This is a genomic window from Paracoccus benzoatiresistens (assembly GCF_026913015.1).
Taxonomy (GTDB): domain Bacteria; phylum Pseudomonadota; class Alphaproteobacteria; order Rhodobacterales; family Rhodobacteraceae; genus Paracoccus; species Paracoccus benzoatiresistens.
Genome location: NZ_JAPTYD010000100.1, coordinates 1 through 8,087 on the forward strand (window position 1 = coordinate 1; position 8,087 = coordinate 8,087).

An 8,087-nucleotide genomic window follows, 5' to 3' on the forward strand; every position below is an offset into this window, starting at 1 on the left:
ATGACAGGCCCATACGATCTTGAATCAGACCGAGATCATGAACGCAACACCTGTGCCCCGCAATCTGCCCCAGTTACTCACCCCTTCCAGATGTCGGCAAGAAGCCGGGCGGGACTGTTCTCCAGCCGCTCCGGAGCCGGGCTGTCATAGATCACGAGCCATCCGCCATCCTCCCACTGCACCACGCCTTCGGGGTGGTCGTGCCGCCCGCAATAAGGCAGTCCGCAGATCAGCTCGACATCGTCCTCCGCGACGAAGCCGGACGAGGTGACATGAACGGCTCCTCGCCAGCGCCTGATGGCTGCCACGCCGTCGGCGGCCGTGACGGGGGCGGTCAGCAGGATCAGGTCGTCTCCCTCGAGTTCGAGATCGCGGATACCCAAGCCCCGGGTGGGGATCAGGTGCTTGCGGTAACGTCGCTTGCCATCGATGCGCCGCGCCTTGAGGTGGCCGGCGGCCGTCACCCTGAAGTCGAACTCGAGCACCACCGCCATCTCGCTGAGAACCGGACCTCTCAGCCCCAGCCAGACGCGCATGCCGCGTGCGGCAATCCCCTCGATGTCCAGGCCATTCTCCTTGCAAGGCAGGGCAAGGAAGGGCCCGATATGCTCGTCACCCCGGAGCCATTTCCTTAGCTGGCTTTTCCTGGGGTGAAGGCGGATGGTCTGGACGCGGCGTTCGCCATCTTCGGCCACCAGGGTTGGTGCGCCGTCCCTCTCGGCCAGGGGAATGCGGCCAAGAAACATCCGGTTCGGATCGCGCTTGATCTCCGCGAGGCTGTCCATGGCCTCCTGGGCATCCCCATCCGGCTTGCCCCGCTTCAACCCGTGGGAGCCGACAACCCAGAGCCAGCCCTTGTCGGCCATCAACCCCTCGATGTCCATCTCACCGTCCGGACCGCCAGGCAGGTCAAGGATGTCGCCTAAAGCGAAATGGACATGGTTGCCCCAGGCATCGCCCTCGGGCGTCAGGCGGTCGACGCTGGCGAACTCGTCGCAGGAGGTGAAGAGAGCGTCACCTACCCGCGTCACCGCCGAAACATCTTTGCGAAGAGGATCGGCGACATGCCCGAACTTCTCTATCTCGCCGAAGATCAGCATCACCTGCCTGCTCGGTGCCGCGTCCATGTCATCCTCCTCCTGGTGGGCAGGAAAGCCGAACGAGACGCCTTGCCCGACATCATCAGCCTGCCGGTGATCAAGCCTTGGGTAAAGCCAATCCTGAAGCTCTCAGGCGCTGTTCCAGGGGGTTGGCTTGGCGAACATCGTTTCGCGGAACAGGATGGAGCCAATGCTCTGGTGCGCAGGGTGCCCTCGGTCCCTTGAACGTCGCAAGGCTGAGCACAATCGTCCCGGATGGGCGTTGGAGGGAAATCCCCGTGTGACGATCTTGGATTGCCACGGCAGGGCCTCGCGTCGGCGCGATTGCGCGACCCCGGTGGGTTGGCGCTCGGCAACTCTTTCGCCTCTCGGGAAGCCGCAAAAAGTCGGCAAGGGCGGCGACGCTGCGCGGGCGCGATCAGCCGTTCCCGAGGCCGGGCGGGGCAACGCCGTCGCTCTGGGGCGCTTCTGCGCCGGCGGGCGGGATGTTGGCATCCTCGATCAGGCGGCGGTGGCGGCGGGCTTCGGCCAGGATGTCCTCGAACCGTTCCAGGCCCTTGGCCTTCAAGGCCTCGCTCAGGCGCAGATAGGCTTCGGCCGTGGCATGGGCATCGCCCATGGCCGTGTGGCGTTCCTCGGGGGGTATGACAATGCCCAATCGCGCCGCCAGCATGTCCAGGGAATGGGGGGCCGACTGTCCCCAGACCAGGGCCGACAGCAGGATCGTGTCCAGCACCCGGTTGTCGAAATACACCCCGGTCTCGAGCGCGGCGCGGCGCAGCATCCCGATATCGAAGGGCGCGTTATGGGCGACCAGAACAGCGTCCTCGGCGAAGTGGTGAAAGGCTGTCAGCGCGGCGGTCATGTCGGGCGCGTCGGTGACCATCGCATCCGTGATGCCATGGAAGGCGGTCGCGCCGGGCGGGATCGGCCGGCCGGGATTGACCAGCGTCTCGAACCGCTCGCCCGTCAGCCGGCCACGGGTGATACGCAGCCCGGCGATCTGCACGATCCGGTCGGAGGCGGTGTCCAGCCCGGTGGTCTCGGTGTCGAAGACCACGCAGGTCAGGTCGGACAGCCGCGTCGAGCCCGCGCCGCCCCCCGACAGGGCGAAGTCATAGGTCAGCCTGCCCTCGTCCGCACGCCCGGCCGCGAGGGGCAGCGGCAGCACCAGCCGGGCCTCTCCGTTTCGGGCCTCGGGCCAGATGCCGGTGACATGGGCCGCAAGAATCTCGTGGCCGGTCAGTTCGGGCTGCATCGGATCGGGCGGCTCGGAAAGCCAGGCTTCCAGCCGGTCCATCGGCACCGGCGAACCGGACCAGATCATCGACAGCCACGCCTCGGCATTCTCTGCCTCGGCGGTCATGCGGGGCGTGATGCCCTCGGCGCGCAGATGCCGGTCCAGATGACGCAGCAACCCGTTCAACCCTGCCGCATCGGCCAGCAGCGCGAGCTGGGGTTGGTCGGGCAGCAGTTCCAGTCCTGCCGCCAGTTCGTTCAGGCCCGCCCGGCCCTGCGGCGCATCGCCGGTCATCGTGTCGGTCAGTTCGCGGACGGAACTGGCCAGCCCTTGCCCTTCGGCCCGGATCGACTGCGCAATCGCTGGCGGAATCGGGCCGTCCAGCGCATCCAGCATGGGGACCAGCGTCGCGGCATGGCGGCGCAGCCGTTCCAGCGCCTCGCGCGGTGCGGGGCGCTCGGCGGGGCGGTCACGAAGCATCAACAGCGTGCCGCCATCAACGGCGCGAATCCGTCCCCACAGCCGCTGCCCGCCCAGGGTCAGGCAGGTCAGATCGGTCGAGGCCGCCCCCGCCGCCAGCCGCGTCGCCGCCGACTCCAGCGTGCCGCCGGCCAGGTAGCGGTCGAGGGGGCGATCCAGCGCGATCCCGGGCAAAAGCCGTGCGGCCGAGGCGTTGTAGAAGACAACCCGCCCTGCCTCGTTGGTCATCACCGCACCGGCACCAATGTCGGCCAGGATGGATTCCAGCGTTTCCTTCTCGCGCTGCAGGTTGGCGGCATGTTCCGCCATGGCCTCGGACAGCGCTTCGGCTGACCGCGCCCGTGCCTCGGCCGCATCCCGCGCGGCGGGGCCAAGATCGGCCAGATAGCGGGCCTCGGGGATCTCGTGCGTCTGGCCGGTGCGCAGGCCGCCAGCCAAGAGTTCGATCGGGCGGGCCACGTTGCGGTCGAACAGGAACCAGAGCCAGGCGATGATCGCTAAAGCCCCCAATCCCGCGATCAGCGCCGCTGGCACAAGTCCGTCAACGATCGCCACGGCACCGACGCCCTTGTCCGACAGGCTTTGGCCGGAAACCCACAGTCCCAGGGCCAGGAGGCCCAGCACCCCGCCCGCAAGCCCGGCGAAGATCAGCAGGACGCGGAGCCGCAGGGACAGCCGGGTCAGCATGGCCCCGCCAGGAGCCGCGCCAGTTCCGCGCGCAGTTCCGACAATTCGAACGGCTTGGCGATGAAGCCGTCCGCGCCAAGCGCCATCCCCTTGCGCCGTTCGGCCGCCGAGCCGCGCGCCGTCATCATCAGCACCCGCACGTCCTTCAAGGCCGGATCGGCGCGCACGTCCTGCACGATCTGATAGCCCGAGACATCGGGCAGCATCACGTCCAGCAGGACCACATCGGGACGGCTGGCGCGGATTTCGTTGACTGCGCCCAGCCCGGTGGCGATGCGCCTGTGGCTGTGGCCATCCCGCGACAACAGGAAATCCAGCGCAATGGCGATATTGTCCTCGTCCTCGACCACAAGAATGTCTGCCATCAGCCTCCTCCTCCACAGCAGCCCGGATGCGGGCCGCGATCACAGCCGGCGATCCGGCCCCGGTTTCCGTCTGGGCACCTCATCCCAGCATTCCCTTTTCGCGGCCAAGCGCGGATTGCATCCCGCGCACCACAACAAAGGCGTCGCGCAGATGGCTGCGTTCGAAATTGGGCAGGGCGGCAGGGGCCAGGTGGTTTCCGGGTCGTTGGCCCGCGCGAATCTGCACGGCCTGGTTTTCCAGCCGCGTGGTCTGGATCACGTCATAGGCCGCGATCAGGTCCTGCGCCCCGTGGCCCGCAATGATGCCCGCCGCCTGCGCCTCGACTAGCCTGGCGCGGGTATTGACCGGGGTCAGCCGCCCCTGCAACGCATAGACGCGCGCCAGGTCGATCACCGGCACGACGCCGTTATGCTTCATGTCGATCTGGTTGCGATGCTCGCCAGACCGCGGCGTGACGATGCCGCCGATCATCCCCAGCGGCGGGCGGTGCTTCAGCGAATTCGCGATCATGTTGAAGAGAAAGATCGGCTTCTCCGCCGCGAGCGCCAAGGTGGTGTGCTGCAATCCCGCCAGCAGCGAGGCATCGCCGCCGATGGCCCGCAGGTCGAACATCACCGAGGCCAGCATCTGCGCCTCGGGGTCGGGATGATCGATCCAGTCGCGGAAATAACCGCGCCAGACCGAACGCGGCTGCCGCCAGCGGGGGTTGGTCGCCATCATGTCGCCGGGACAATAGACCTGGCCGCATTCGTTCAGCCCGTCGCTGACGAAACGCGCCAGATCCGCGAACCACGGATCGCCCGGATCGCATTCGTCGCCGAGGATCAGGCAATTGTCCTGGTCCGAGAGCCCGGTCTGCTCTTGCCGCCCGTGGCTGCCGCAGGCTGCCCATAGCCACGGGCCAGGCGCCGGACCCAGCTTCTTTACTGCCAGTGCCAACAGGCGGCGGGTCACGGCATCGGTCACGTCAGAGATCGCCCGCGTGATCGTCTCGTGCCGGTAGTTGCCGTCAACCATCTGCACCAGCAATGCGGGAATGCGCGCCATCACGGGGGTGATTCCGGCATTGTCCGGCGCTTGCGCGATGTCGCGGATCAGCGCCGAGGCCGACAGCGCCTGCACCCGCGTCAGGTCGGTCTGGCTGACCATGCCGACGAAGCGGCCCTTCTCGACCACCGGCAGATGCCCGACGCGCCGTTCCAGCATGATGTTCAACACGTCGAGGCCCAGTTCCGAGGCGGACAGGATGATTGGATCAGGCGTCATCACCTGCGCAATCGGGGTCCGGACATCCCGCCCCTCGGCCACGACGCGGTTCGACATGTCGCGGATGGTCATCAGCCCGATCAGCCGCTCGCCCTCCACGACGCCGATGCTGCCGACGCCGGCGTCGCGCATGGTGCGGGCGGCCTCGATCACCGGCGTGTCGGGGGCGCAACTCAGCGGGGCATGGCGCCCGATCAGGTCGCCCACTTTCAGCACGGCCAGATCGTTCTGGCGCAGGCTGACCGGACCGCTCCGGTCGAAGAAGCGCGCGACCGAAGGGTAGCTGCCGATCAGCCGCATCAGTTCGGCGCGCGGCAGCACCAGCACGGCGACATCCTCGACGGCCGTCGCGGTGGTGGCCGCCATGCCGTCGCGCAGCAAGCCGCGCTCTCCAAAGGAATTGCGGCTGCCCAGTTCGGACACGCTGTCGCCGGCGGCGTCAGAAACACGGACGGTGCCGCTTTCGATCAGATAGAGGCCGGGCAGCGAGTCGCCACGGCGATAGATCAAGCTGCCGGCGGGCCAGCTCCTGCGGCCGAAGGAAGCGGCGACACGCGCCAGTTCGTTCTGCGGCAGGCTGTCATAGGGGTGGATCGTGGCAAGGAAATCTTCGATCCGGGACATGGGATGCTTCCGTTCAAAGGAAGGAAAGCCGCGCCCCCGGGAGGGGGCGCGGCAGATCGCGTCAATGGGCCGAGGCTTCCGCCGCGCCGATCCCGGTTTCCGAACGCACCTGCTGCGCCAGGAAGCCGGCCCGGTCGAGGCTTGCGCGCCGGCCTCTTTCCAGCTTCGACACGATCCAGATCGTGAGGAAGGCCGCCGTCATCGAGAAGAGCGCCGGCGAGGTATAGGGGAAGGGTGCCGACCCCACCGGGTTGCCCAGCGTCGTTTCCCAGACCGAGGGCGAGACCACAGTCAGGCCGACCGACAGCGCCAGGCCGACGAAGCCGCCGATCACGGCGCCCCAGGTGGTGCAATCCTTCCACAGGACCGACATGAACAGCACCGGGAAGTTGGCCGAGGCCGCCACCGCGAAGGCCAGGGACACCATGAAGGCGATGTTCTGGTTCTGGAAGGCGATCCCCAGGACGACGGCTAGCGCGCCAAGGCACAGGGTCGTGATCCGCGACACGCGCAGTTCGGCGGCGCTGTCGGCGGCGCCCTTCTTGATCACCGTCGAATAAAGGTCGTGGCTGACCGCCGAGGCGCCCGACAGCGTCAGGCCGGCGACGACCGCAAGGATCGTGGCGAAGGCCACCGCCGAAATGAAGCCCAGGAAGATGTTGCCCCCCACGGCCTGCGCCAGATGCACGGCGGCCATGTTGTTGCCGCCCACCAGCTTGCCCTCGGCGTCGAGGAAGTCTGGATTGGTTAGCACGAAGGTGATCGCCCCGAAGCCGATGACGAAGGTCAGCAGGTAGAAATAGCCGATCCAGCCGGTCGCCCACATCACCGACTTGCGCGCTTCCTTGGCACTGGGAACGGTGAAGAAGCGCATCAGGATATGCGGCAGGCCGGCGGTGCCGAACATCAGCGCCATGCCGAAGCTGATGGCCGAGATCGGATCCTTGATGAAGGTGCCCGGCCCCATGATGGACTGACCCGCGGCCGCGGCGGCTTCGCCGTCGGCGCCACCCGCAGCGGCAAGGTCGGTCTTGACGCGCACGGCATCGGCAAACATCGCCTCGGGCGAGAAGCCGTATTTCCACAACACCATGAAGGACATGAAGGACGCTCCGCCCAGAAGCAGGCAGGCCTTGATGATCTGCACCCAGGTGGTTGCGGTCATGCCGCCGAACAGCACATAGACCATCATCAGCACGCCGACGATGACCACCGCGATCCAGTAGTCCAGGCCGAACAGAAGCTGGATCAGCGAACCCGCGCCGACCATCTGCGCGATCAGGTAGAAGGCCACCACGACCAGCGTGCCCGAGGCGGCGAAGACGCGCACCGGGGTCTGGGCAAAGCGGAACGCCGCCACGTCGGCAAAGGTGAACTTGCCCAGGTTGCGCAGCCGCTCGGCCATCAGGAAGGTCAGGATCGGCCAGCCCACGAGAAAGCCGATCGAATAGATCAGGCCGTCATAGCCCGACACCATCACCGCTGCCGAAATCCCCAGGAACGAGGCTGCCGACATGTAATCGCCGGCAATGGCCAGGCCGTTCTGGAAGCCGGTGATGCCGCCGCCCGCGGTATAGAAGTCCGCCGCCGACTTGGTCTTCGATGCCGCCCATTTGGTGATGTAGAGCGTGCCGGCCACGAAGACCGCGAACATGACGATCGCGGTCCAGTTCGTCGGCTGCTTCTGCGCGCCCTGGATCACGTCGGCAGCCATGGCCATGCCCGGCAGCATCAGCAGCGCAAGGGCGCCTGCGCCCGAAAGTTTGCGTGTCATGTCAGCGTCCCCGCTTTATCTGTTCGTTCATCACGTCGAATTCGCTGTTTGCGCGGCGGACATAAATGGCGGTGATGATGATGGTGAAGACGATCACTCCGAAACCGATCGGAATGCCCCAAGTCATCACGCCGTCGCCAATCCTGGCGGACAGCAGTTCCTTGTTGAAGGCGATCAGCAGGATATAGCCGTAATAGACCACCAGCATCGCGATGGTCAGGATCCAGCCGAAGCGCGATCTCTTGGTCTTCAACGTCTGATAGGTCGGATTTTCGGCGATCCGTTCCGCCAATCTCTGCTCCATGGTCTGGCACCTCCATTGCCATGTCTGTCGAGCCGTCCGCGTCCTCCGAAAAACCGGCGAACGGCGTCTGCGCGCGTGGAAAACGGTCACGGTGGACCCGTCAGAGGCCAAGCCGGAACCGGTCTGCGGGCGAGGATGCGTCCGCAGAGATGATTTCAAGGAAAGGGCCGCCGCCCCCCTCCGCGGCCTTTTTGTCAGCCTCGGTTCATGCGGTTGGCGATCAGGTCGTCGACCACCTCGGGCTCG

At 66.6% G+C, this 8,087-nt stretch carries 6 protein-coding genes; all 6 read right to left on the reverse strand.

Annotation, left to right across the window (positions count from 1 at the left end; genetic code table 11):
* Positions 1-77: 77 nt before the first annotated feature.
* Positions 78-1,127, reverse strand: coding sequence for a DUF3616 domain-containing protein (locus tag OU682_RS22980; protein ID WP_268944515.1), 1,050 nt, complete (start codon positions 1,125-1,127; stop codon positions 78-80).
* Positions 1,128-1,518: 391 nt separating this feature from the next.
* Positions 1,519-3,507, reverse strand: coding sequence for a 3'-5' exonuclease (locus tag OU682_RS22985; RefSeq protein WP_268944516.1), 1,989 nt, complete (start codon positions 3,505-3,507; stop codon positions 1,519-1,521).
* On the reverse strand, positions 3,501-3,872 hold the full coding sequence (locus OU682_RS22990) for a response regulator transcription factor (RefSeq protein WP_268944517.1): 372 nt from the start codon (positions 3,870-3,872) through the stop codon (positions 3,501-3,503). The genes OU682_RS22985 and OU682_RS22990 overlap by 7 nt, the downstream gene beginning before the upstream one ends.
* Before the next feature lie 79 nt (positions 3,873-3,951).
* Complete coding sequence (locus OU682_RS22995) at positions 3,952-5,763, reverse strand: DUF294 nucleotidyltransferase-like domain-containing protein (protein ID WP_268944518.1); 1,812 nt, start codon at positions 5,761-5,763, stop codon at positions 3,952-3,954.
* 61 nt (positions 5,764-5,824) lie between these two features.
* Positions 5,825-7,537: a cation acetate symporter gene (locus OU682_RS23000; protein WP_268944519.1), complete on the reverse strand. Its 1,713-nt coding sequence runs from the start codon at positions 7,535-7,537 to the stop codon at positions 5,825-5,827.
* Between the two features lies 1 nt (position 7,538).
* Positions 7,539-7,841: a DUF485 domain-containing protein gene (locus tag OU682_RS23005; RefSeq protein WP_268944520.1), complete on the reverse strand. Its 303-nt coding sequence runs from the start codon at positions 7,839-7,841 to the stop codon at positions 7,539-7,541.
* Positions 7,842-8,087: the final 246 nt, after the last annotated feature.